21 protein-coding genes are annotated in these 21,513 nt (G+C 66.6%); 15 read left to right on the top strand and 6 right to left on the bottom strand.

Features of this window, described 5'->3' with window-relative positions; all coding sequences use genetic code 11:
- Positions 1 to 151 precede the first annotated feature (151 nt).
- Positions 152 to 1,243, top strand: coding sequence for a sensor histidine kinase (locus tag ACIQ67_RS14600; RefSeq protein WP_397535106.1), 1,092 nt, complete (start codon positions 152 to 154; stop codon positions 1,241 to 1,243).
- The gene (locus tag ACIQ67_RS14595) at positions 1,240 to 2,061 is read left to right on the top strand and encodes a LytR/AlgR family response regulator transcription factor (RefSeq protein ID WP_397535105.1); all 822 of its coding nucleotides are present in this window, start codon (positions 1,240 to 1,242) and stop codon (positions 2,059 to 2,061) included. The genes ACIQ67_RS14600 and ACIQ67_RS14595 overlap by 4 nt, the downstream gene beginning before the upstream one ends.
- A gap of 67 nt (positions 2,062 to 2,128) precedes the next feature.
- Here the strand turns inward: ACIQ67_RS14595 and ACIQ67_RS14590 are convergent, their stop codons facing one another.
- The 5 genes from ACIQ67_RS14590 to kynB all read right to left on the bottom strand — a co-directional run bounded on the left by ACIQ67_RS14590 (position 2,129) and on the right by kynB (position 7,897).
- Positions 2,129 to 3,943 carry a M24 family metallopeptidase gene (locus ACIQ67_RS14590; RefSeq protein ID WP_397535104.1) on the bottom strand — a complete coding sequence of 605 codons (1,815 nt, stop codon included), beginning with the start codon at positions 3,941 to 3,943 and terminating at the stop codon, positions 2,129 to 2,131.
- 92 nt (positions 3,944 to 4,035) lie between these two features.
- Complete coding sequence (locus tag ACIQ67_RS14585; protein WP_397535103.1) at positions 4,036 to 4,956, bottom strand: alpha/beta fold hydrolase; 921 nt, start codon at positions 4,954 to 4,956, stop codon at positions 4,036 to 4,038.
- A gap of 130 nt (positions 4,957 to 5,086) precedes the next feature.
- Complete coding sequence (kynA, locus tag ACIQ67_RS14580; protein WP_397535102.1) at positions 5,087 to 5,953, bottom strand: tryptophan 2,3-dioxygenase; 867 nt, start codon at positions 5,951 to 5,953, stop codon at positions 5,087 to 5,089.
- Positions 5,950 to 7,254, bottom strand: coding sequence for a kynureninase (gene kynU, locus ACIQ67_RS14575; protein WP_397535101.1), 1,305 nt, complete (start codon positions 7,252 to 7,254; stop codon positions 5,950 to 5,952). Before kynU ends, kynA begins: the two co-directional genes overlap by 4 nt.
- A 13-nt stretch (positions 7,255 to 7,267) precedes the next feature.
- On the bottom strand, positions 7,268 to 7,897 hold the full coding sequence (gene kynB, locus ACIQ67_RS14570; protein ID WP_397535100.1) for an arylformamidase: 630 nt from the start codon (positions 7,895 to 7,897) through the stop codon (positions 7,268 to 7,270).
- 204 nt (positions 7,898 to 8,101) lie between these two features.
- On the opposite strand from kynB, the gene ACIQ67_RS14565 reads away from it, so the two are divergent.
- Genes ACIQ67_RS14565 through ACIQ67_RS14505 form a run of 13 tightly spaced genes read left to right on the top strand, consistent with a single transcriptional unit; the run spans position 8,102 to position 20,957 of the window.
- The gene (locus ACIQ67_RS14565; protein WP_397535099.1) at positions 8,102 to 10,435 is read left to right on the top strand and encodes a bifunctional salicylyl-CoA 5-hydroxylase/oxidoreductase; all 2,334 of its coding nucleotides are present in this window, start codon (positions 8,102 to 8,104) and stop codon (positions 10,433 to 10,435) included.
- Positions 10,432 to 11,217 (top strand): SDR family NAD(P)-dependent oxidoreductase, encoded by a 786-nt coding sequence (locus ACIQ67_RS14560; protein ID WP_397535098.1) that lies wholly within the window; start codon positions 10,432 to 10,434, stop codon positions 11,215 to 11,217. The genes ACIQ67_RS14565 and ACIQ67_RS14560 overlap by 4 nt, the downstream gene beginning before the upstream one ends.
- On the top strand, positions 11,217 to 11,792 hold the full coding sequence (locus ACIQ67_RS14555; RefSeq protein ID WP_397535097.1) for a MarR family winged helix-turn-helix transcriptional regulator: 576 nt from the start codon (positions 11,217 to 11,219) through the stop codon (positions 11,790 to 11,792). Before ACIQ67_RS14560 ends, ACIQ67_RS14555 begins: the two co-directional genes overlap by 1 nt.
- Positions 11,789 to 12,640, top strand: coding sequence for an enoyl-CoA hydratase family protein (locus ACIQ67_RS14550; RefSeq protein WP_397535096.1), 852 nt, complete (start codon positions 11,789 to 11,791; stop codon positions 12,638 to 12,640). The genes ACIQ67_RS14555 and ACIQ67_RS14550 overlap by 4 nt, the downstream gene beginning before the upstream one ends.
- A 1-nt stretch (position 12,641) precedes the next feature.
- A complete protein-coding gene (locus tag ACIQ67_RS14545; protein WP_397535095.1) occupies positions 12,642 to 13,799 on the top strand; it encodes an acyl-CoA dehydrogenase family protein in 1,158 nt (385 codons plus the stop codon).
- 38 nt (positions 13,800 to 13,837) lie between these two features.
- Positions 13,838 to 15,451, top strand: coding sequence for an AMP-binding protein (locus ACIQ67_RS14540; protein WP_397535094.1), 1,614 nt, complete (start codon positions 13,838 to 13,840; stop codon positions 15,449 to 15,451).
- Between the two features lie 57 nt (positions 15,452 to 15,508).
- Entirely contained in the window at positions 15,509 to 16,690 is a 1,182-nt protein-coding gene (locus ACIQ67_RS14535; protein WP_397535093.1) for an ABC transporter substrate-binding protein, read from the top strand.
- Positions 16,691 to 16,715: 25 nt separating this feature from the next.
- Positions 16,716 to 17,636, top strand: coding sequence for a branched-chain amino acid ABC transporter permease (locus tag ACIQ67_RS14530; protein ID WP_397535092.1), 921 nt, complete (start codon positions 16,716 to 16,718; stop codon positions 17,634 to 17,636).
- A 14-nt stretch (positions 17,637 to 17,650) separates the two neighbouring features.
- Positions 17,651 to 18,610, top strand: coding sequence for a branched-chain amino acid ABC transporter permease (locus tag ACIQ67_RS14525; RefSeq protein WP_397535091.1), 960 nt, complete (start codon positions 17,651 to 17,653; stop codon positions 18,608 to 18,610).
- Complete coding sequence (locus ACIQ67_RS14520; RefSeq protein WP_397535090.1) at positions 18,607 to 19,377, top strand: ABC transporter ATP-binding protein; 771 nt, start codon at positions 18,607 to 18,609, stop codon at positions 19,375 to 19,377. The genes ACIQ67_RS14525 and ACIQ67_RS14520 overlap by 4 nt, the downstream gene beginning before the upstream one ends.
- Positions 19,374 to 20,084 carry an ABC transporter ATP-binding protein gene (locus tag ACIQ67_RS14515; RefSeq protein ID WP_397535089.1) on the top strand — a complete coding sequence of 237 codons (711 nt, stop codon included), beginning with the start codon at positions 19,374 to 19,376 and terminating at the stop codon, positions 20,082 to 20,084. The genes ACIQ67_RS14520 and ACIQ67_RS14515 overlap by 4 nt, the downstream gene beginning before the upstream one ends.
- Positions 20,085 to 20,088: 4 nt before the next feature.
- The gene (locus ACIQ67_RS14510; protein WP_397535088.1) at positions 20,089 to 20,535 is read left to right on the top strand and encodes an acyl-CoA thioesterase; all 447 of its coding nucleotides are present in this window, start codon (positions 20,089 to 20,091) and stop codon (positions 20,533 to 20,535) included.
- Complete coding sequence (locus ACIQ67_RS14505; protein ID WP_397535087.1) at positions 20,532 to 20,957, top strand: RidA family protein; 426 nt, start codon at positions 20,532 to 20,534, stop codon at positions 20,955 to 20,957. Before ACIQ67_RS14510 ends, ACIQ67_RS14505 begins: the two co-directional genes overlap by 4 nt.
- 44 nt (positions 20,958 to 21,001) lie before the next feature.
- Here ACIQ67_RS14505 and ACIQ67_RS14500 read toward each other — a convergent pair whose 3' ends face one another.
- Positions 21,002 to 21,340 (bottom strand): type II toxin-antitoxin system RelE/ParE family toxin, encoded by a 339-nt coding sequence (locus tag ACIQ67_RS14500; protein ID WP_397535086.1) that lies wholly within the window; start codon positions 21,338 to 21,340, stop codon positions 21,002 to 21,004.
- Positions 21,341 to 21,513: the final 173 nt, after the last annotated feature.

Genomic DNA, 21,513 nt, shown 5'->3' with positions numbered 1-21,513 from the left:
TGGTGATGTGCGGGCCAAAGTCGATGAACTGAGCCGTCTGTTGGAGTGGGCGTGCCTTTCAGCTGCGGCTGACGGCTTTCATTCCGTCATTCGTCGCCTGATTGGGGCGCGCCTCTTGGGCAAAGCGCTGGCGCCCGCTATCGTGCCGGGCATGAGTGCGACCGTTCCAGTTCAGTCCCTGCCCAGCCATCGACAAGCTTGGCAAGGTTTCGTCGCATCGCTGACCTTGTGGCGGGTCGGCCTGACGCTGGCCCTGGCGGTGCTGGCGGCGACCTTGCTGAAGCCGATCTTCATCACGCCTTATGCGGTACTGCTGGGGCGGACGCTCTTCATCGCGCTGCTGGCCTTGCTGGCTTTCTCGGCGGCCGGGCAATGGCCGCGCCGCCTGCCCAGTTGGGTGGCGCGCTGGCTGGTCCAGGTGCTTCTGGTGACACTGATGGTGCCGCTGGGCACCTTGCTGGTCTATCTGGTGTCGGTGGGCGGCGATATTGGCACGCTCCTGCGCAGCGAAGGGCGTCTGTTGGGCTTCTTCTGGATCGCCGGCTCGGGCCTGCTGATCGGGCCGCTTCTGGCCATGGGCGCCTTGTACTGGCAGAGGGATGCTGAAGCGCGCAATCAGGCGCTGCATTTCGAGCTGGAACGCAGCGAACTGGAGCGACGCGCGCTGGACGCCCGGCTGCGCCTGCTGCAGGCGCAGGTCGTGCCGCACTTCCTGTTCAACACTCTGGCCAATGTGCGTGCCCTGGTCGAAACCGGCTCGCCGCAGGCTGCGCCGGTGTTGGGCAGCCTGATCGCCTATCTGCGGGCTGCCGTGCCGCGCCTGCACAATGAAGCAGCCAGCCTGGGCGACGAGCTGGCCCTGGTGCGCGCCTATCTGGAGCTGATGCATCTGCGCATGCCGGACCGGTTGCAGTACCGCATCGCCGTGCCGGCCGAACTGCATGCATTGCGCTTTCCGCCGATGGCGCTGCTGACCTTGGTCGAGAACGCAGTGCGCCACGGCATCGATCCGAGCGAGGAAGGTGGCAGCATCGAGGTCAGCGGCTTTCGTGCGGCACCGGGCCAACCGTTGCGCCTGCGGGTCAGTGACTCCGGTGTCGGCCTGACCCAGCAGATGGGTTCGGGCACGGGGCTGCGCAACCTGCGTGAGCGTCTGCAGGTTTTCTACGGCGAGACAGCACGGCTGGACCTGACCGAAAATCAGCCGCATGGCTTGCGTGCAGAAATCGAGTTCACCCCATGACGAGTCCTGAAGCGACGGCCCTGATCGCCGACGACGAGCCGCTGCTGCGCGAGAGCTTGGTGCGCGCCTTGGCGCAGGCCTGGCCTGAGCTGCGGATCGTCGCTCAGGCCCGCAACGGCCGTGAGGCGCTGGAGCTGTTCGAGCAGCTGCGCCCGCAGATCGTCTTCCTGGATGTGCACATGCCGGGTCTGAGTGGGGTCGAAGCGGCCAAGGCGATTGCCCGGCGTGCGCAGCTGGTGTTCGTCACCGCCTACGAGCAATACGCAGTGCAGGCTTTCGAGCAGGGCGCGCTGGACTATCTCGTGAAGCCGCTGGAGCCAGAGCGCTTGGCTGACACGGTGGGGCGCCTGCAGGAGCGCCTGGCCGCCGCAGTCGGCAGCACGCCTGGCGAGGCGAGTCAGGTGCGCCTGGAAGCGGCTCTGGAGGCTGCGTTGAGCCAGCTCAGCGAACGTCTCAAGAGTGCCAAGCCATTGGCTGAGCCACCGCGCCCGGCACCGCTGCAGTGGCTGCGCGCCTCGGTGGGCAGCACGCTCAAGCTGATCCCGGTCGAGCAGATCATCTTCATGCGCTCGGACGAAAAGTACACCCTGGTGGTCTGGCAGGAGGGCGAAGCGCTGATCCGCACGCCGATCCGCGAACTGATCGAGCAACTGGACCAGCAGGCCTTTGCGCAGGTGCATCGCTCGGTGGTGGTGAACCTGCGCGCCATCAGTCATGTGACCCGCGGCCCTAACGAGACGGCCGATCTTCATCTGAAAGGCCGACCGGAGGTGCTGCCGGTCAGCCGCAGCTATCTGCACCTGTTCCGGCAGATGTGAACCGGCGCCGAGGAAAGAAAAGGGCAGGACACGCGGCCTGCCCTCTTTACTTGGCTGAGCGCGTCGTTCAGACGGCTTCGGTGCGCGCCTGCAGCCAAGCCAGCGCTTCGCCGCTCACCAGCGGCGTCAGGCGCTCGCGCACTTGCGCGTGATACCCGTTCAACCAGGCGATCTCATCGGCGCGCATCAGCGCCAGATCCAGGCAGCGGGTGTCGATCGGGCACAGGGTCAGGGTCTCGAAGGCCAACATCTCGCCGAACTGGCCTTTCTCCGGTGTCTCCAGCGCGATGTTGAGCACCAGGTTCTCGATCCGCACGCCCCATTGGCCGGGTCGATACACGCCGGGCTCGATCGAGGTGATCATGCCGGGCTCCATCGCCATCTGCGGCTCGGCCACCGTCTTGGAGATGCTCTGCGGGCCTTCGTGCACGTTCATGAAATAGCCCACGCCATGGCCGGTGCCGTGGCCGAAGTCGATGCCGTGCTCCCACAGCGGGCCGCGCGCCAGGCTGTCCAGCATCGGGCTCAGCGTGCCGCGCGGGAAGACCGCGCGCGACAGGTTCATCGTGCCCTTGAGCACCAGCGTGTAGTCGCGCTTCTGCGCCGCGCTGACTTGGCCAATCGGCCAGACCCGCGTGATGTCCGTCGTGCCACCCAGATACTGGCCGCCCGAGTCGATCAGCAGCAGGCCATTGCCATCGATCACCGCATGCGACTCCGGCGTGGCGCGGTAATGCGGCATCGCGCCGTTGGCATTGAAGCCGGCGATGGTGGGGAAGCTCAAGCCCATGAAGCCAGGGCGCTTGGCGCGCGCCGCGCTGAGCTTTTCGTCAACGGTGATCTCGGTGACGCGCTCGCCGCGCGCCATGGCGGCCTCGAACCAGGCATAGAACTCGCACATCGCCGCGCCATCTTGCGCCATGGCCTCGCGCACATGCGCGGCTTCGCCGGCGGTCTTGCGGCTTTTGGCCAGCGTGCTGGGATTGATGGCCTCGATCACCTTGATGCCGGCCGGCGCAGCTTCGCGCAGACCCAAGGTCACGCGGCGCGGGTCGAGCAGCAGCGCGGCGTCAGCGGGCAGTGCGGCCAACGCAGCCGCCGCCTGGCCATAGTCGGCCAGCTTCACGCCATCCTGGGCCAGCCGCGTCTGGAGCTCGGCCGGGATCTTGCCCGCGCCGACGAACAGGGTCAGGCCTTGCTGCGCGTCCATCAGCACATGAGCCAGGAACACAGGGTTGTAGTCCACGTCGGCACCGCGCAGGTTCAGCAACCAGGCGATGTCGTCGACGGTTGAGATGAAATGATGGCTCGCCCCATGGCGCGCCATCGCCGCCCGAACGCCGGACAGCTTCTCGGCGCGCGAGACCACGGCGGCCGGGGGCAGGTGTTCATAGATGGCATCGCCGGGCAGGCTGGGGCGCTCGTCCCAGGCGGCTTGAATCACATCAATGTCGCTGCGCAACTGCAGGCCCGCGCGACCAAGTGCGGTGCGCAGCTGCTGCGCCAGCGCCAGACCCAGCACCTGCCCGTCAACGGCCAGTGCCTGAGCGCTCTGGAGCTGATCGACGATCCAGTCGATGTAGTAGCTCGCCGCGCCGGTCGGCACCTTCACCAGCTCGATGCCCGTGCCAGCCAGTTCCACCTCGGCCTGCGTCCAGTAGCGGCTGTCGGCAAAGATCGCAGCGCGATCCAGCGTCACCACCAGCGTGCCCATCGAGCCGGTGAAGCCCGACAGCCACTGCCGGCCCTGCCAGCGCTCGGGCAGGTATTCGGACAGGTGCGGATCGGCTGAGGGCACCAGGGCCGCATGGGCACCGGCGGCGCGCAGCGCGTCGCGAACGCGCTCGATGCGCAAGGTGATGGTCGAGGTGCGGGTGTCCATGAATCAGCGTCTCCGGGACTAATTTGCCGCCGCCGGGTGGGCGGCGTGCTGTGTGACAGGGCGGTGACGTGGATTGTAGAAGGCCGGCCGGCTCAGGGTCTGGCCACCGCTTCGCGGATGGCGGCCTGCACCAGCTCGGCGTCGTCCCACATCAGGAAGTGAAAGCCCTGGGCACTCATGCGCAGCTGGGCGTGGGCCAGGCCGGTGTACTGGCGCTCGAAGATGGCGCGTGTGCTGTCCAGCGTGCTGCCCATCGGCGCATAGGCAGCCCAGGCGCCCAGCACCGTGGTCGGCGCCTTGATGTTCGGCAGCAGCGGGCGCAGGTCGGTGGTCCAGATCTCGTACATGGCCTGGCCGCTGCTCTTGGGATCGCTGTCCAGCATCCACTTCATCATCGTAGGCAGGCGTTCGGGCTGGCGGCTCATGCTGGCCAGCATCGGGCCCATTTGCGTGCGCATCTGCTCCGGCGTGGCGCGCTGCGTGCCATCACGCATGGCCTCGGCCATGGGCCGCACGCTTTCGATGCTGGCATTGGGGTTCTGGATGCCCGGCAGGAAGGGCAAGCTGTCGACGATCACCAGCTGCCTGACCTTGTTGTCGGCCTCGGCCGCCAGCATCAGTGCCAGCACGCCACCCAGGCTGTGGCCCACCACGGTGGCACCCTGCGGCGCAGCCTTGGCCAGCTGCGCCTTCAGTTGCGCACGCATGGTTTCCAGGAAGTCCTTGCGGGCAGCTTCCGATGCGGGCGCGCCGGCAAAGCCGGGCAGCTGCGCCATCAGGCAGCGAACGCCGGGCTGCAGCTTGTCGCAGGTCTCGCTCCAGACCTCGGCCGAGCTGTTCAGGCCGGGAATCATCAGCGCCGGCCGGCCCTCGCCGCGTTCAGTGATCTGCACGCTGCCACCGTCGGCGGCCATCGCGCTGCTCAGGCTCAGGAGCATCAGCAGGCCGCCCAAGGCCAGCGTGGCGCGGGTCAGCAGGGCAGGGGCTTTGGTGCTGGGTTTGTCGATCGTCATGGTCGGCTCCGTCGTGTGGTTTGCGATGGTGCAAGTGTTCGACATCAGCGCCGGCCAGACCGCCATCAGGCGACGGATGGCGAGCGCCCCTGACGAATGGGAAGCCGGCGTAGCCCAAGCGATGCGCGACCTACAGTTCGGTGCGCAAGGCCCATAGTTCGGGGAACAGCACCACGTCCAACATTTTTCGCAGATAGCTGACACCGCCAGTACCGCCGGTGCCGCGCTTGAAGCCGATCACGCGTTCCACCGTCGTCACATGGCGGAAACGCCAGAGTCGGAAGGCATCCTCAAGGTCGACCAGCTCCTCGCCCATCTGATAGAGATCCCAATGCGCCTTCGGGTCGCGGTAGACCTGCAGCCAGGCGGCCTTGACGCCGTCGTCGGCGCCGTAGGCCTGGGTCCAGTCGCGCGCGGTGTGCGTGGCGGGCACGTCGATGCCGCGGCGGCTCATCAGGCGCAGCACCTCGTCGTACAGCGAGGGCGACTCATAGGCCGCGCGCACCGCCGCCAGCAACTCGGGTCGGTGCTCGTGCGGCTTGAGCATCGCGGCATTCTTGTTGCCCAGCATGAACTCGATCTGGCGGTATTGCCAGCTCTGGAAGCCGCTGCTGTTCGAGAGGTAGGGCCGGATCGCGCTGTACTCGGGCGGCGTCATCGTCGCCAGCACGTCCCAGGCGTGCACCAGCTGTTCCATGATGCGCGAGACCCGCGCCAGCATCTTGAAGGCCTCGGGCAGCTGGTCGGCCGCCACGCAGCGCACGGCGGCGTGCAACTCGTGCAGCATCAGCTTCATCCACAGCTCCGAGGTCTGGTGCTGCACGATGAAGAGCATCTCGTTGTGCTCGGGCGAAAGCGGGTGCTGGGCGCTGAGCACCTGGTCCAGGTGCAGGTAGTCGCCGTAGCTCATGTCCTTGGAGAAGTCGAGCTGAGCCCCTTCTTCTTTGACGATGCTCTCGGTGATGGAGGCGCCTGCAGGGTGATGTGGGCAGCTCATGTCACGCTCGCTTTCTGGTTGAAACGGGCCTCTGTCCATTCGCCGCTGGCCAGCACCTGGCGCAGATGCTCGACGGCATCCCACACGTCAGCAAAGCCGATGTACAGCGGGGTGAAGCCGAAGCGCAGGATGTGCGGCACATCGTCCAGCCGTGCGGGATCGCCGGCGCGGAAGTCGCCGATCACGCCGCGTGCGATCAGGGCCTGGATCACCGCATAGCCGGCTTCGTGCAGGGGCGCGGCCAGACTCAGACAGACCTGGCTGCCGCGTTGCGCGGCCTCGCGTGGCGAGGCCAGGCGCACACCCAGCTCGGCACAGCGCGCCTCGGCCAGCTCGATGAAGCACTCGGTCAGTGCCACCGACTTCTGCCGCAGCGCCGCCATGCCGCCCAGCGGCTCGGCCGCCAGCACCGTGTCCACACCGCACTCCAGCGCGGCCAGAGCCAGGATGGCCGGCGTGCCGCAGATATAGCGCGTGATGCCGGCGGCGGGCTGATAGTCGGGCGTGAACTGGAACGGCGCTGCATGGCCCAGCCAGCCAGAAAGCGGCTGCCAGAAACGGTTGACATGGCGCGGATGCGCCCACACGAAGGCCGGCGCGCCGGGGCCGCCGTTGAGGTATTTGTAGCCGCAGCCGATGGCGAAGTCGGCGTTCGCGCCGGTCAGGTCCACCGGCACCGCGCCGGCAGAATGCGCCAGGTCCCAGATCACCAGCGCACCTGCGGCTTGCGCGGCTGCGGTGACCGCGGCCATGTCGTGCTGGTAGCCGGTGCGGTAGTTCACCTGGGTCAGCATCAGCACTGCCAGGCTGGCGTCCAGCGCGGCCGGTAGTTCGTCCACGCTGTCGATCAGCTTGAGCGTCATGCCGTGCTGCTGGCATAGGCTTTCGGCAATGTAGAGGTCGGTCGGGAAGTTGCTGCGCTCGGACACGATGGTCTTGCGCCCCGGTGCATCGGCTTGCGCGATGCGGACCGCGGCGCTGAGCACCTTGTAGAGGTTCAGCGAGGTCGAGTCCGCCGCGATCACCTCGCCGGGCGCGGCGCCGACCAGGCGCGCGATCTTGTCGCCCGCCCGCGCCGGCAACTCCATCCAGTGTGCGGTGTTCCAGCTCTTGATCAGGTCGGTGCCCCATTCCTGTGTGATCACCGCCTGCACCCGCGCAGCGGTCGCCTTGGGCAGCACGCCCAGCGAATTGCCGTCCAGGTAGAGCACGCCGGGCGGCAGTGCGAACTGGTCCTTGAGGCCGCGCAGCGGATCGGCCTGATCCTGCGCGACGCAGTCTTGTCTAGTCATGCTTGTCATTGTTTTCACTCCATCAAAGCTCGCGCAGTACTGCGCGAACGGGGGATGCACAGGCGCCGGCCAGCTTCAGCGGCAGCGCAATCAATTCGTAGTCGCCCTCGGGCACCTCGTCCAGCACCAGGTTCTCCAGCACGCGCAGGTCCAGGCGCAGCAGGCGCTGGTGGCTGTCCAGGCTCTTGCTGCTGGCCGGGTCCACCGAGGGTGTGTCCAGGCCGATAAGGCGCACGCCGCGCGCGGCCAGCCATTCAACGGTCTCTGGTGCGAAGGCGCTGAATTCGGGGTTCCACTGCGTGTCGGCGCGCTGGCAGCAGCGCACCAGCACGCGCGGCGGCAACTCGGCCTCGGCATGGTGCAGGTGCTCGATGCGGATCAACGGGCCGCAGGCGATCGCGTGGATCACGCGGCAGCGACCCAGATACGTGTCCAGCGCGACCTCGGCGATGGCGACTGCACCGTTGGCATAGTGCAGTGGCGCATCAGCATGCGCGCCCACATGCGGCGACATCGTGATCGCGCTCAGATTCACCGGGCAGTCCGGCGTCAGCGTCGCGGTCCATCGCAAGGCATAGGGCTCGTCGCCGGGAAAGATCGGCGCGTCCGGCGTGACGGTGGGTGAGATGTCCCAGAGCTTCTTGACAGTCATGGTGTGTTCCTCAGGCGGCGCGCACCTTATCGCGGCTTGAATCGGCGTGGTTTCGGTTAATCCCAACAAGGTCTCCGACGGGCTGGCGACCAAGGTCGCGACCCCGGGAATGTCCGTAGTCTGACACAGCATGAAAGTAATTGACACCTAAACTATCGATGCCTAAAGTTGGTCGCATTCGTTCACTGTCCAAGGCGTGACGGCATGCGCATCACCTGCATAGGCGGCGGCCCCGCTGGCCTCTATTTCGGTCTTCTGATGAAGAAGCTGGACCCGGCACACCAGGTCCGCGTGGTCGAGCGCAACAAGCCCTACGACACCTTCGGCTGGGGCGTCGTGTTCTCGGATGCCACCATGGACAATATGCGCCAGTGGGACCCGGAAACTGCTGCCGAGATCCAGCAGGCCTTCAACCACTGGGACGATATCGAGCTGCACATTAAGGGCTGCGCGATCCGCTCCGGCGGCCATGGCTTCGTCGGTATCGGCCGCAAGAAGCTGCTCAACATCCTGCAGGCGCGCTGTGAGCGTCTGGGGGTGGAGCTGGTGTTTGACTGCGATGCGCAGTCCGACGAAGACTACGCCGACTCCGACCTGATCATCGCCAGCGATGGCATCAATAGTCGCATCCGCGGCCGCTACGCCGAGGTCTTCAAGCCTGACCTCGTCACGCGCCCCAACCGCTACATCTGGCTGGGCACGCACAAGCTCTACGACGCTTTCAACTTCCTGTTTGAGAAAACCGAGCATGGCTGGTTCCAGGCCCATGTCTACAAGTTCGACGAGCAGACCACCACCTTCATCGTTGAGTGCCCCGAGCAGGTCTGGCTGGCGCATGGGCTGGACCAGGCCGACCAGCAGCAATCCATCGATTTCTGCGAGAAGCTGTTCGCCAAGAGCCTGCAGGGCGAGAAGCTGATGACGAATGCGCGCCATCTGCGCGGCTCGGCCTGGCTGAACTTCCAGCGCGTGGTCTGCGATCAATGGTGGCTGAAGAACAGCCACGGCAGCCATGTGGTGCTGATGGGCGACGCGGTGCACACGGCGCACTTTGCGATCGGCTCGGGCACCAAGCTGGCCATCGAGGACGCCATCGAGCTGGCCCGGCTGTTCCAGCAGCAGGGCGATACGCCTGCGCAGATTCCCCAGGTGCTGGCCGACTACCAGGCGGCGCGGCGCGTCGAGACCCTGCGCCTGCAGAACGCGGCCTGGAATGCGATGGAGTGGTTCGAGGTCTGCGGCCAGCGCTACTGTGACCCGCTTGAGCCCGAGCAGTTCATGTATTCGATGCTGACGCGCAGCCAGCGCATCAGCCACGAGAATCTGCGCCTGCGCGACCAGACCTGGCTGGAGGGCTATGAGCGCTGGTTCGCGGCGCGTGCGGGTATCGAGCGTGGCCCTGATCAAAAGCCCGTGCCGCCGATGTTCACACCCTTCACGCTGCGCACGCTGACGCTGAAGAACCGTGTAGTGGTGTCGCCGATGGCGCAGTACTCAGCCGTGGACGGCATGCCTGGCGACTACCACCTGGTGCATCTGGGCGCGCGCGCCATGGGCGGCGCCGGCCTGGTGTTCGCCGAGATGACCTGCACCAGCCCGGATGCGCGCATCACCCCCGGCTGCCCGGGCTTGTGGAACGACGAGCAAGGCGCGGCCTGGCGGCGCATCGTTGATTGGGTGCATGGCAACAGCGACGCGAAGATGGCGGTGCAGTTGGGCCATGCCGGCGCCAAGGGCTCGACCCGGCGCGCCTGGGATGGCATCGACAAGCCCCTGTCGGACGGCGACACCGAGGCCAACTGGCCCTTGATCAGCGCCTCGCCCCAGCAATATCTGTCAGGCGTCAGCCCGTTCTCGCGGGCGATGACGCGTGCCGATATGGACCGCGTCAAGGCCGAGTTTGTTGCCGCCGCCCAGCGCGCCGCGGCGGCCGGCTTCGACTGGTTGGAGCTGCACTGCGCGCACGGCTATCTGCTGTCCAGCTTCATCTCGCCGCTGACCAATCAGCGCGAGGACGAGTACGGCGGCAGCCTGGCGAATCGCCTGCGCTATCCGCTGGAGGTGTTCGCCGCGCTGCGTGAGGTCTGGCCGGCGCATCTGCCGATGTCGGTGCGCATCTCGGCGCATGACTGGGTCGAGGGCGGCACGACGCCAGACGATGCGGTGCAGATCGCCCGCGCCTTCAAGGCCGCCGGCGCCGATCTGATCGACTGTTCCTCGGGGCAGGTCAGCAAGCAGGAGAAGCCGGTCTATGGCCGCATGTTCCAGACGCCGTTTGCTGACCGCGTGCGCCAGGAGGCCGGCATCGCGACGATGGCAGTGGGCGCGATCAGCGAGGCCGATCATGTCAACAGCATCATCGCCGCCGGCCGCGCTGACCTGTGCGCGGTGGCGCGTCCGCATCTGGCCAACCCGGCCTGGACGCTGACTGAAGCCGCCAAGATCGGCTTCAGCGAACTGGCCTGGCCGCAGCAATACCGCTCGGCCAAGTCGCAGATGGAAGCGAACTTCCAGCGCGAAAAGGCGCAGAAGGCATGAGCGGCGACCAGGCCTTGCATGGGCAGCACGCCGTTGTCACCGGCGGTGGCTCTGGCATCGGCGCCGCGGTGGCGGCCGCGCTGTTGCGGGGCGGCGCGCGGGTCACGCTGATGGGTCGCGATCTCGCTCGCCTGCAGGCGCAGTGCGCGGCACTGGCTGCGCTCGGGTCGGTGGCTGCACAGCGCTGCGATGTGGGCGACGAGGCGAGCGTGCAGGGTGCGTTCGAGGCAGCGGCCTCATCGGACTTCGGGCCGGTGGCGGTGCTTGTCAACAACGCCGGCCAGGTGCAGACCGCGCCGCTGGCGCGCACGACGCTGGCGCAGTGGCAGCAGATGCTGCAGGTCAATCTGACCGGCACTTTCCTTTGCACCCAGCAAGTGTTGCCGGGCATGCTGGCCGCAGGGCAGGGCCGCATCATCAATGTGGCCAGCACTGCGGCGCTCAAAGGCTATGCCTATGTGGCGGCCTACTGCGCGGCCAAGCATGGGGTGCTGGGCCTGACCCGCGCGCTGGCGCTGGAAGTGGCGAAGAAGGGCATCACCGTGAACGCGGTCTGCCCCGGCTACACAGAGACCGAGATCGTCGCGCAGGCGATCGAGACCATCACTGCCAAGACCGGCCGCACGCCCGAGCAGGCCAAGCAGGAGCTTTCGGCGGCCAATCCGCAGGGCCGTTTGATCCAACCCGAGGAAGTGGCGCAGGCGGTGGCTTGGCTGGCAACGCCCGGCGCCGCGGCCATCAACGGCCAGGCGATTGCCGTGTGCGGTGGGGAGACGGCCTGATGCTGGACGAATTGATGCCCGATCTGGAGTCGCGCCTGGGCGATGCGGACCACCAGGCGCTGAAGCTGTGGCTGCGCCTTCTGACCTGCAGCACCCGCATCGAAGACCAGATTCGCCGCCGCCTGAGTCACGACTTCGGCACCACGCTGCCGCGCTTCGACCTGCTGGCCCAGCTGGAGCGCCACCCCGAGGGCCTGACCATGCGCGCGCTGTCGCAGCGACTGATGGTGACCGGCGGCAATATCACCGGCATCACCGACCAGCTCGAAGCCGAGGGGTTGGTGCAGCGTGTGCCTTCTGAGACCGACCGGCGCTCTTTCAGCGTCAAGCTCACCGCCACCGGCCGGCGCCAGTTCAAGCGCATGGCCAGCACACATGAAGGCTGGGTGATTGAGCTGCTGAGCGGCTGGAATCCCGCGCAGAAGACCCAGGTCTACGAGTTGCTGGCTCAGCTCAAGCAGCACCTCGGCAGCCTGGACGCGACCGCAGTTGCCGCGCCGGCCGCGAAGAAGCGTGGCGCCCGCAAGAACGCAAGCAACAGCATCAGCGTCAGCAGCAAGGAGAAGCAGATATGAGTCGCCCCATTGATCACCACCTGGCGGGTGGCAACCGACAGAGCCTGGCCGGCTTCGCGCCGCAGCATTTCCTGTGGCGCCAGCTGGATGGCGTCGGCGTCATCACGCTGAATCGGCCCGAGCGCAAGAACCCGCTGACCTTTGATTCCTATGCTGAGCTGCGCGATCTGTTCCGCCGCCTGGCCTATGTCGACGAGGTCAAGGCTATCGTGGTGCAGGGCGCCGGCGGTAACTTCTGCTCCGGCGGCGATGTGCACGAGATCATCGGCCCGCTGACGCAAATGCCCATGCCCGATCTGCTGGCCTTCACGCGCATGACAGGTGATCTGGTCAAAGCCATGCGCGCCTGCCCGCAGCCCATCATCGCGGCCATCGACGGAGTCTGCGCTGGCGCGGGCGCCATCATCGCGATGGCCTCGGACCTGCGCGTGGGCACGGCGCGAAGCAAGACCGCGTTTCTGTTCACCCGCGTCGGCCTGGCCGGCTGCGATATGGGCGCTTGCGCGATGCTGCCACGCATCGTCGGCCAGGGCCGCGCTTCGGACCTGCTTTACAGCGGCCGTTCGCTGGGCGGCGAGGAGGCGCTGCAGTGGGGCTTTCTGAACCGCCTTCCCGCGCCCGAGGGGCTGGAGCAGACTGCGCTGGACTGGGCCGCCGAAATCGCCTCCGGCCCCAGTTTTGGCCATGCGATGACCAAGAAGATGCTGCACCAGGAATGGGCCATGGGCGTGGACGAGGCGATCGAATCCGAAGCCCAGGCCCAGGCCATCTGCATGATGACGCAGGACTTCCACCGCGCCTACCAGGCCTTTGCCGCCAAGCAAAAGCCTGAGTTCCAGGGAGACTGAGATGCAGGAATTTCTCAGCTGGCCCTTCTTCGAGGACAAGCATCGGGCACTGGCCACCGAGCTGGACGCCTGGTGTGCCGCCAATCTCTCGCACGGCCATGGCGATGATGTTGATGCCGAATGCCGCGCGCTGGTGAAAGCGCTGGGGCAGGGCGGCTGGCTGCGCCATGCGGTGGCGGGTACCGCTTTGGGCGGCGCGGCCGACGTGATCGACACGCGAAGCCTGTGCCTGTTGCGCGAAACGCTGGCGCGCCATGACGGCCTGGCGGATTTCGCCTTCGCGATGCAGGGTCTCGGTTCGGGCGCGATCTCACTGGCGGGTTCTGATGAGCAGAAAGCGCGTTATCTGCCGCGCGTGGCAGCGGGCGAGGCGCTGGCGGCGTTTGCGCTGTCCGAGCCCGAGGCAGGCTCCGATGTGGCGGCGATGCAGTGCAGTGCGATCGATGACGGTGATGCTTATCTGATCAACGGCGAGAAGACCTGGATCTCGAACGGCGGCATTGCCGACTTCTACGTCCTCTTTGCACGGACAGGCGAGGCGCCTGGGTCAAGAGGCATCAGCGCCTTCATTGTCGACGCCGGCTTGCCGGGCTTCGAGATTGCCGAGCGCATCGATGTGATCGCGCCGCATCCACTGGCACGGCTGCGCTTCACGAACTGCCGCGTGCCCAAGAGCCAGCGCATCGGTGCGCCCGGCGAGGGCTTCAAGATAGCGATGCGCACGCTGGATGTGTTCCGCACCTCGGTGGCCGCCGCTGCGCTGGGCTTTGGCCGGCGCGCGCTGCAGGAGGGCTTGGCGCACGCGCAGGAGCGCCGCATGTTCGGCGCCACGCTGGCCGACCTGCCGCTTGCCCAGGCCAAGCTGGCCGATATGGCCTGCATGGTGGACAGCGCCGCCCTGCTGGTCTACCGGGCTGCCTGGGCGCGAGACCAGGGCCGGCCGATCACGCGCGAGGCTGCGATGGCCAAGCTGATGGCCACCGAAGGCGCGCAGAAGGTGATCGACGCGGCGGTGCAGCTGTTCGGCGGCCGTGGCGTGCGGCGCGGAGAGATAGTCGAATCGCTCTACCGCGAGATTCGGGCTTTGCGCATCTACGAGGGTGCCAGCGAAGTGCAGCAGCTGATCATCGGCCGCGATCTGCTCAAGAACGGCGTCTGACTTCGATTCAGGCCCGTCGCATCAGAGGAACTGAGACCATGGCAGAAACATCCCATCTCGATACCTTTGCGCACGATCACTTGCCGCCACGTGAGCAGTGGCCCGAGCTCCTGTTCGACTTGCCCGAGCTGCAGTTTCCGGACCGCCTGAACTGCGCGGCCGAGCTGCTGGACCGATGGGTCGAAGAGGGCCAGGGCGAACGCCCGTGCCTGCAGGGTGCCGGCGGCCTGCGCTGGACTTACGCCGATCTGCAGGCGCGTGCCAACCAGATCGCGCATGTGCTGGCCGATGAACTCGGCGTCGTGCCCGGCAACCGTGTGCTGCTGCGCGGCGCCAACACGCCGCAGCTGGCGGCCTGTTGGTTTGCGGTGCAGAAGGTTGGCGCGATTGCGGTGGCCACCATGCCGATGCTGCGCGCCAAGGAGCTCAGGCAGGTGATTGACAAGGCCGAGGTGAGCCACGCGCTCTGCGACGCCCGTCTGGCCGACGAGCTGATGCTGGCGCAGGCTCAGAGCCCGGCGCTGAAGACCGTGGCGCACTTCTTCAGCGATGCGGCCGATGGCCTGGAAGCGCGCGCCGCTGGCAAATCGACGCAGTTCGCCACCGTCGACACTGCGGCCGACGACTGCGCGCTGATCGCCTTCACCTCGGGCACCACCGGCCAGCCCAAGGGCACGATGCATTTTCATCGTGATGTGATCGCGATCACGCGGTGCTGGCCGCCGCACTGTCTGCGGCCCACGAGGGACGATGTGTTCATCGGCAGCCCGCCGCTGGCCTTCACCTTCGGACTCGGTGGCCTGCTGCTGTTCCCGATGAGCGTCGGCGCCTCGACCGTGCTGCTGGAGAAGGCAGGCCCCGATGCACTGCTGCCAGCCATTGCTCAGTACCGCGCCAGCGTCTGTTTCACCGCGCCGACCGCCTACCGAGCGATGGCGGCCCAGGTCGGCCAGCACGACCTAAGCTCGCTGCGCAAATGCGTCAGTGCTGGCGAGGCGCTGCCGGCGGCTACGCGCCAGCTGTGGAAAGACAGCACCGGCATTGAGCTGATCGACGGCATCGGTGCCACCGAGCTGCTGCACATCTTCATATCGCACGACGAGTCGAACGCCCGGCCCGGCGCCACCGGCAAGCCGATTCCGGGCTACCAGGCCTGTGTGGTGGACGATGAGGGCCAGGTCTTGCCTGCCGGCCAGGTGGGCAAGCTGGCGGTGAAGGGGCCGACCGGCTGCCGCTATCTGGCCGATGAACGCCAGCGTGACTATGTGAAGAACGGCTGGAACCTCACCGGCGATGCCTATCTGCTCGATGCCGATGGTTACTTCGTCTACCAGGCGCGCACCGACGACATGATCGTCTCGGGTGGCTACAACATCGCCGGCCCCGAGGTGGAGAGCGCGCTGCTGCTTCACCCGGCGGTGGCCGAATGCGGCGTGATTGGTGTGGCTGATGCCGAGCGCGGCCAGATCGTCAAAGCCTTTGTCGTGCTGCGTCCCGGCCATGCCGCGGATGAGGCCCAGGTCAGGGTTTTGCAGGACTACGTGAAGGCCACGATCGCGCCCTACAAATACCCCCGTGCGATAGAGTTTCGCGCCAGCCTGCCGCGCACTGAAACCGGCAAGCTGCAGCGCTTCCGCCTGCGCGCCGATTGAATCTTTCTTCCTTCCCCCTCGACTGATCCTTTTCCGAAACCCTGTTGGAGAGTGAGCATGAGCATGAACGTCAAGAAGACCCTGGTGATGACGGCCGTTTTGGGCCTGCTGGCCGCGATGCCGGCGCTGGCTGCCGACAAGGTCAAGGTGGGCCTGCTCAGCACGCTCTCCGGCCCCGGCGCCGGTCTGGGCGTGGACATCCGAGACGGCTTCAATCTGTCGCTGAAGCACCAGGGCGGCAAGTTCGGCGGCCTGCCGGTGGAGGTGATCACCGCCGACGATCAGCAGAACCCCGATGTGGCCAAGCAGACCACCGAGCGCCTGCTCAAGCGCGACAAGGTCGACCTGATGACCGGCATCGTGTTCTCGAATGTGATGCTGGCGGTTGGCCCCACGGTGTTTGCCTCCAAGACGCCCTATATCAGCGCCAACGCCGGCCCCTCGCAATATGCAGGCGAGCAGTGCAACCCCTATTTCTTCAACGTCGCCTGGCAGAACGACAACCTGCATGAGGCCGTCGGCAAGACGGTGATGGACAAGGGCTTCAAAAAGGTGGTGGTGTTGGCGCCCAACTACCCAGCGGGCAAGGACGCGATCGCCGGCTTCAAGCGCTTCTACAAGGGCGCGGTGGCCGATGAGATCTACACCAAGCTGGGCCAGCTGGACTACTCCGCCGAGCTGGCGCAGGCGCGTGCAGCCAAGCCCGATGCGATGTACATCTTCCTGCCCGGCGGCATGGGCATCAATTTCATCAAACAGTTCGTCGGCGCCGGGTTGTCCAAGGACATCACCTTGTTCGGCCCCGGCTTCTCGGCCGACGAGGACGTGATCAAGGCGGTGGGCGAGCCCATGCTCGGCATGTTCAACAGCTCGCATTGGGCGCATGACATGGACAACGCCGCCAACAAGAAGTTCGTGGCCGACTTCCAGAAGGAATATGGCCGTCTGCCCTCGCTCTATGCCAGCCAGGGCTATGACGCGGCGCAGCTGATGGGCGCCGCCGTGCGCGATGTGAAGGGCAAGGTCGAGGACACCGATGCGCTGCTGAAGGCGCTGAAGACGGCCAAGTTCGACTCGGTGCGCGGCGCCTTCAAGTTTGGCCACAACCAGTACCCGGTGCAGGACTACTACCTGCGTGTCATCACCAAGGACAGCCAGGGCCGTGTGACCAACAAGACGCTGGGAAAGATCTTCAGCAACCATGCGGATGCCTATGGCTCTGCATGCAAGATGAAGTGAAGCAGCAGAACAGGCGCGGCACAAGGTGAACTGGATCCTGATCGCTGAGCAGGCCTTGAATGGCCTGCAATTCGGCCTGATGCTCTTCCTGCTGGCGGCCGGGCTGACGCTCGTGTTCGGCATCATGGACATGATCAATCTGGCCCACGGCTCCCTGTACATGGTGGGGGCCTATCTGGCCGCGGCCGTGATGCAGGCCAGTGGCTCATTCGTGATGGCGGTCGGCGCGGCGCTGGCCGGCACCGCGCTGATCGGCATGCTGTTGGAGGTGGCGCTGCTGCGGCGGCTCTACACACGCGACCATCTGTCGCAGGTGTTGGCCACCTTCGCGCTGATCCTGATCATGAATGAGAGCGTGCGCATGATCTGGGGTGAGCAGCCCTTGATGCTGAACACGCCGGCGGCGCTGTCCGGCCCGGTGGAGCTGCTGCCGGGGTTGATGTATCCGAGCTACCGGCTGCTGATCATTGGCGTCGGCCTGGCCGTGGCGCTGTTGCTGTTCCTGCTTGTGACGCGCACCCGCGTCGGCATGTGGGTGCGCGCCGGGGCTTCCAACCGTGCGATGGCCACGGCGATGGGCGTGAACATCCGTTGGCTGTTCACGGCGGTGTTCGGCTTCGGCGCGGCGTTGTGCGCGCTGGCCGGCTCGCTGCTGGGGCCGCTGCTGGCGGTGCAGGTGGGCATGGGCGAAAGCATCCTGATCACCGCCTTCGTCGTCATCGTGATCGGCGGCATCGGCTCGATCCGTGGCGCGCTGGTCGGCTCGCTGCTGGTAGGCCTGGTGGACACCGCCAGCCGCACGCTGCTGCCGATGACGCTGCGCCAGCTGGCCCCGCCGGAGGTGGCGTCCAATCTCGGGCCGGCCTTGGCCTCCATCCTGATCTATGTGCTGATGGCGGCGGTGCTGTTCTGGAAACCCCAGGGCCTGTTCCCCGCCCGCGGCTGAGGCGCATTCACCCTATGTCCAGTTCTTCACTTCACCACCGCGGGCCAGGCCCCTGGCTGCTGCTGGCGCTGCTGGCCCTGCTGATCGCGCTGCCCTGGGGGCTAAAGGCCCTGGGCATGGAGTTCTACACCGGCGTGGCGACGCGGCTGATGATCTTCGCCATTGCGGCGTCCAGCCTCAACCTGATCCTGGGCTTCGGCGGCATGGTGAGCTTCGGCCATGCGGCCTTTGTCGGCCTGGGAGCTTACACCGTCGGCATCCTGATGGATGCGGGTGTGCGTGAAGCCTGGATCGCCTGGCCGGCGGCCATGCTGGTGTCAGGTCTTGCCGCGGCGCTGATCGGCGCGGTGAGCCTGCGCACGCGCGGCGTCTACTTCATCATGATCACGCTGGCCTTCGCCCAGATGTTCTATTACCTGATGGTCTCGCTGAAAGCCTATGGCGGCGAGGACGGCCTGCCGCTGGCGCAGCGCTCCAGCCTGGGCGGCCTCGACCTGCAGGGCGATGAGAGCTTCTACTACGTGGTGCTGGCTCTGGCCGCGCTGGCGATGTGGGTGATGCAGCGGGTGGTCAATTCGCCGCTGGGCTGGCTGCTGCAAGGCGCCAAGGAGAACGAACAACGCATGCTGGCCGTCGGCGCGCCGGTGTTCGCGGTGCGCTGGCAGGCCTTTGTTCTGGCGGGCGCCTTGGCCGGGCTGGCGGGTGCGCTGTTGGCCAATCTGAACGGCATGGTCAGCCCGCATGTCATGCATTGGTCGCAATCGGGCCAGCTGATGATCATGGTGATCCTGGGCGGCGCCGGCACCCTTTGGGGCGGCGCGCTCGGTGCCGCTGCCTTGCTGCTGCTGGAAGAACTTCTGGCCGGCTACACCATGCACTGGCAGATGGGCCTGGGCCTGCTCTTGCTGATGGTGGTGCTGTTCGCGCCGCGCGGCCTGGCCGGGCTGGCCAAACGGGGGGGGACCAAGCCATGAACGCCGTGCCACAGCCGCTGCTGCAGGTGGACAAGCTCGTTAAGCGCTTTGGCGCACTGGCGGCCACCGATGATGCCAGCTTCGAGGTGCGCGAGGGCGAAGTCCATGCGCTGATCGGTCCCAATGGCGCCGGCAAGACGACGCTGATCCACCAGATCTCGGGCGCGCTGGCGCCGGACTCGGGCCGCATCGTCTTTGCCGGCCACGAGCTGACGCATGCCGGCATGGCTGCACATGTGCACGCGGGCCTGGTGCGCAGCTACCAGATCACCAGCATCTTCAAATCCTTCTCGGTGCGCGACAACCTGGCGCTGGCCGTGCAGGCGCGGCGACCGGGGCTACCGTCCTGGCTGCGCGTCGCCGTGCGTGACCAGGCGGCACTTGCCGAGGCAGAAGGACTGCTGGCGCGCATCGGCCTGAGTGCCCAGGCCGACCGGGCCGCCGGCAGCCTGGGACACGGTGAGCAGCGCCAGCTCGAAGTGGGGCTGGCCCTGGCCGCGCGCCCGCGCCTGCTGCTCCTGGACGAGCCCATGGCCGGCATGGGGCCGGACGAGTCGGAGCGCATGGTCGAGCTGCTGCAGTCCTTGCGAAAGGAAGTCACTCTGCTGCTTGTGGAGCACGATATGGACGCGGTGTTCCGCCTGGCCGACCGCATCTCCACGCTGGTGTTCGGCCGCGTGATCGCCACTGGCACACCGCAGGAAATCCGCGAGCATCCCGAGGTGCGCAAGGCCTATCTGGGCGATGAGATGGAGGGCGCCCTGTGAGTGCGCTTCTTGAAGTCAGTGAGCTACAGGCCGCTTACGGCAGCAGCCAGGTGCTGTTCGGCCTTGACCTGAAGATAGCCTCCGGCGAGGTGGCCACGCTGCTGGGCCGCAATGGCATGGGCAAGAGCACCACGCTGCGCTGCCTGACCGGCTGGATGGCGCCCAAGAGCGGGCGCATCCGCTTTGCCGGCGAGGATGTGACGGGCTGGAGCGCCGACCGCATCGCGCGCCTGGGCCTGGCCATCGTTCCCGAGGGGCGGCAGGTGTTTCCCAACCTCAGCGTGCTTGAGCACCTGCAAGCTTTTGCTGCCAACCGCTGCGCCGCCGCCGATCCCTGGGACGTGGAGCGCGTGTTCGCGTTGTTCCCGCGCTTGAAAGAGCGTGCCTCGAACATGGGCAACCAGCTCTCGGGAGGCGAGCAGCAGATGCTGGCCATCGGCCGCGCACTGATGACCAATCCGCGCCTGCTGATCCTGGACGAGGCCACCGAAGGCCTGGCGCCGCTGATCCGCGAAGAGATCTGGCGCTGTCTGGCCACGCTGCGCGAAGCCGGCCAGACCATTCTGGTGGTGGACAAATACGTCAAGCGCCTGATCGCGCTGGCCGACCACCATTGCATCGTCGAGCGCGGCCGCGTGGCCTGGCGCGGCGACTCCGCGGCGCTGGACGCGGATCATGCGCTGTGGCATCGCTACCTGGGTGTCTGAGGTCATGAGCGAAGCCGCTGACTTCATCTACGAGCGCCAGGAACTGGTGCGCTTCGGCCACTGCGATCCGGCCGGCATCGTGTTCTTCCCGCGCTATCACGAGATGCTCAATGCGCTGGTCGAGGACTGGATCACCGAAGGCCTGGGCGTGGACTATGCGCAGCTGCTGGGCCAGCGCCGTGTCGGCCTGCCAACGGTGGAGCTGACGAGCGAGTTCAAGGCCATCAGCCGCATGGGCGACTGGCTCAGCCAGCGCCTGCGCATCCTCCGGCTGGGACGCAGCTCGCTGCAGCTGGAGATCCGATTCGTGGGCCGCGATGACAGCCAGTTGCGTGCGCGCTTCGAGCAGGTGATCGTCTGCACCTCGCTGGAGACACATCGCGCCCAAGCCTTTCCACCCGATCTGCGCGCGGCACTCGAAGCGCGCGCCCCAGGAGCAGTACAGCCATGAACGACCAGAACAAGAACTCCGGAGACCAGAGCAAACAGATCCTGCAACCGGCCGGCTGGGCCCAGCCGCGCGGCTATGCCAACGGCGTGGCCGCCAGCGGCCGGCAGGTCTTCGTGGCCGGCCAGATCGGCTGGAACGCGCAGTGCCAGTTCGAGAGCGACGATTTCGTCGATCAGGTACGCCAGACGCTGCTCAATATCAAGGCTGTGCTGGCCGAGGCCGGCGCCGGGCCCGAGCACATCACGCGCATGACCTGGTACCTGGTCGACAAGCGCGAGTACATCGCCCGCGGCCGCGAGGTGGGCGCCGTCTACCGCGAAGTGCTGGGCCAGCACTACGCCATCGCGATGAGCGCGGTGCAGGTGGTGGCGCTGATGGAAGACCGGGCGAAGGTGGAGATTGAGGTGACGGCGGTGGTTTGAGCCGCTTGGCGGCTTGCATCGCATCCCCCTACCTTGGGTCTATGTCAGTCAGGGCCGCCATCGGCCTCCCTCATCCACGCCGGAATATCTCGCTGACCATGCAGCACGCGCCAGACATCGATATGGTCGGCCCGCTCCACATAGAAAACCAGGTAGGGATAGCGCGTTAGCGGCCAGAAGCGCAGGCCTGGCAGATTGAGTTCGTGGGCGTAATGCGGCGAGCTGGTGGCAGGATGGCGGCTGATGTGGCCCCAGGCCTGCTCGAGTGCGTCGATGAAGCCCAAGGCTGCGGCCTCGGCGCTTTCGCTCAGGTAGTAGGCCAGCGCTTCGTCGACATCCCGCTTGGCCTGCTCGCGCGGGACGACGGGCTTGGGTGCTGCCATCAGGCCTTGCGACGGCGCTGGCCAGCGGAGGGCGCCTCTCGCTTGTCTTGCACGCGCTGGCGCAGGCTGTCGAAGTAGGCCGCGTCGGCCACGGCGGCGGGTGCCGACGCGGCGCCGGCCATCAGCAGGCCGCGCAGCTGCAGTCGGTCCTGGTCCTTGCGAATCAGCTCGCG

The sequence above is a fragment of the Roseateles sp. genome, assembly GCF_044373315.1.
In the GTDB taxonomy this organism is placed as follows: Bacteria; Pseudomonadota; Gammaproteobacteria; order Burkholderiales; family Burkholderiaceae_C; genus JACDQM01.
This window is presented reverse-complemented; position numbering and strand designations above follow the sequence as displayed.